Here is a 2,581-nt window from a genome sequence, read left to right on the forward strand (position 1 = left end):
AACTGTAGTTACAGAAGTCTTTGTAGTTGATTTTAATTCAAAAGGAATTTTAAGTTGATTTAAAGTCAAGATTGCATCTGTACCACTGCGACTTAAATTGACTGGTCTTTCTAAGTTAAATAACTGGATAAGTTCATTTTCTCGACTATCATCTTGTACTGTCATTAATTAACAATTGGCAGAAATAATTAATTTGATAAATATAATGAATTTTAGTAAGTAGAAAAATACAAAAAAACACAAGTATGTAAGGCAGTCAAATCATCAAAACCATCTTCCATATTACTTTTTGCCTCTAGCATGAATGACTGTGATAAAGATAATTTTTCATACCCACCTACTTAATTTTGCTTTAAGCACAAAAATAACTATGACTAATCAGCTAAAGTAACCAATTTCCCAGGGTTGAATGAATCAAAAAATTAGACAGTTCTCCAGACTTCCATAACTCTTGTAGACGTGTTCCATGATAACCAAATAAAACAAGAAAACAAAAAATCTGAAACTGACTATTTTGAATTAAACGTATATAAAATACTTGGAACTTTCGATTATTTATTAATTCTAAAACCAGATGTAAAATTGCAACTAGAAACAAAGCAAAAAATATAAGACCAAATAAATGATCAGCGATCGCCTGACTAAAGTCTCCTCGTGCAACTGCCATTAAAGAGCGAGTCAAACCCCACCCAGGACAAGGTATACCAACATAACGTAAGAGTGGACATCCTAGAAATGGTATTTTTAAACCTAAATTAAATAGGTAACTACCAATAATAGGAATAAGAGCGATCGCCAGATAAATATATCGTTGACTTCGCTCTTTATTAGATAAATTTTCTGAATACTTTTCCATTCAATTTCTTTATCGACTACGCAAAAAATCCCAACTAAAACAAGTTAGATAAATTAGAATTGTTGCCATTTGTTGAAATATGACTAATTCGACAGTTTTGAGCCAGAAATTAGTTTCTGATTGAGAATAAGTAACCATCGATCCTCCTGCCAGAATTGCAATAAGAATCAAAAAAATTATTTTCCTGTACTTAAGTTTGAGCATTGTTCAAATTCTCCCCATTCTTGATTATATTTTAGGTAAATGCTACATATCCAAAGACAAATAAAACTGCACAAGGAATGATACATATCAACAGTAACCAGGGAGATTTTTCCAACTTCTTGAAAATTCTCACCCAAGCCATAATTAATTTAATCGAAGCAATAATATTAATACATGGAATACAAGATAAAATTGTCCATAAAACAGGATTTTCCTCATCAGCAGCTTTGAAATTAATGTATGTACCTAAAATCGGAATCCAAGCAAACCAGGCATTTTCAACATTTAATTTTTGGTAAATCTTATAGCAGAAAAACGCCATTATTAAGTATCCAATAAGACCACTTCCAATTTGAGTTGGTTCTACCTCTGGTACTTCTGGTAGTTCAGTTGTTGCTTCCTGTGCCAAGAAAATTGGTAACATCATACCAATAGCTGAATTAACCCATGAAAATTCACTCAGATATAGCATTTTTCCTCATCCATTAAAATTAATAACAATTGAGATTTTCATCTATAACTAAGCAAACTTTAATCGTCAAAATATTATAAGCATCGAAATTTTGTTTTTTTTAAAGAATTTGACTTACATATACCTAGCTTTAAGTTGAACTAATTTAATAATTAAACGTAAGCATTTCCTGCGGAATGCTGCGCAAACAGCCGTCGGCTATTAGCTATTAATTTTAGGAATGTAAAAGCAACCTTTGAAATTGAGAAACAATAAAAAGTTACTGCCAAAGTCCCTTTCCCTAACCTTAGAAGTAAATTATTCATTATTAATTGCTGTTAGCTGACTGCTAATAGCTGAATCCTTACAATTAAACAAATCATATTTTCTGAGGAAAGACTCAATATTTTCATAAATATTGAGATTTTCACTATAACTAAATTCTCCATGACCACCCCCTGGAATAGTTAATAATTGATTCGGTACATTAGCTTGATTAAGTGCTTCGTGAAATCTTACTGCATGATTATATGGCACACTTAGATCGGCATCACCGTGAACAGTAAAAATAGGCGGAAGTTGAGAATGTACATAATTAATTGGAGAAACACGTTCCCCTATTTCCAAGCGATCGCTCTGGTTTCCCATCCATTCCAAAGCATAATCATGAACATTTGCTCCCTCTAGCAAATCTTTGACATCAGTAACACCATACCAATTAACTATTGCTGCCACGTTTAATTCCTCATCACCTTCGCAAAAAGAGTCAAAACCAACATCAGGAGTTAACAAAGCAGTTGTCATAGCTAAGTGACCACCAGCAGAAAACCCACTAAGAATAATTTTTTCAGGATCGAAATTGTATTGTTGAGCATTCCTCATCACCCAATCTAAAGCACACCGACAGTCTGCGACTGCAGCAGGTGCTAACGACTGTGCTGCCAAACGATATCCCACATTAACAACGGAAAAACCCTCAACAATTATCAGCCCAATAACCACTTTTAGTCAGAGAATTTTCTTGGCAATATTCATCATCGGTTTCTCCCTGTAAAATCCTGGTCTTGCCA

The 2,581-nt window shown here is 33.2% G+C and carries 4 protein-coding genes; all 4 read right to left on the minus strand.

Annotated elements, in window-relative coordinates:
* Nucleotides 1-382 precede the first annotated feature (382 nt).
* Entirely contained in the window at nucleotides 383-856 is a 474-nt protein-coding gene (locus AFK68_RS02375) for a DUF2752 domain-containing protein (protein WP_094671329.1), read from the minus strand.
* 9 nt (nucleotides 857-865) lie between these two features.
* A complete protein-coding gene (locus tag AFK68_RS02380; RefSeq protein ID WP_246843942.1) occupies nucleotides 866-1,027 on the minus strand; it encodes a hypothetical protein in 162 nt (53 codons plus the stop codon).
* 64 nt (nucleotides 1,028-1,091) lie between these two features.
* Nucleotides 1,092-1,532, minus strand: a complete 441-nt coding sequence (locus AFK68_RS02385) for a DUF5684 domain-containing protein (protein WP_094671333.1) — start codon at nucleotides 1,530-1,532, stop codon at nucleotides 1,092-1,094.
* Nucleotides 1,533-1,829: 297 nt separating this feature from the next.
* Nucleotides 1,830-2,513, minus strand: coding sequence for an alpha/beta hydrolase (locus tag AFK68_RS02390; RefSeq protein ID WP_094671335.1), 684 nt, complete (start codon nucleotides 2,511-2,513; stop codon nucleotides 1,830-1,832).
* Nucleotides 2,514-2,581 lie beyond the last annotated feature (68 nt).

The organism is Hydrocoleum sp. CS-953 (genome assembly GCF_002260545.1).
Lineage (GTDB): Bacteria > Cyanobacteriota > Cyanobacteriia > Cyanobacteriales > Microcoleaceae > Trichodesmium.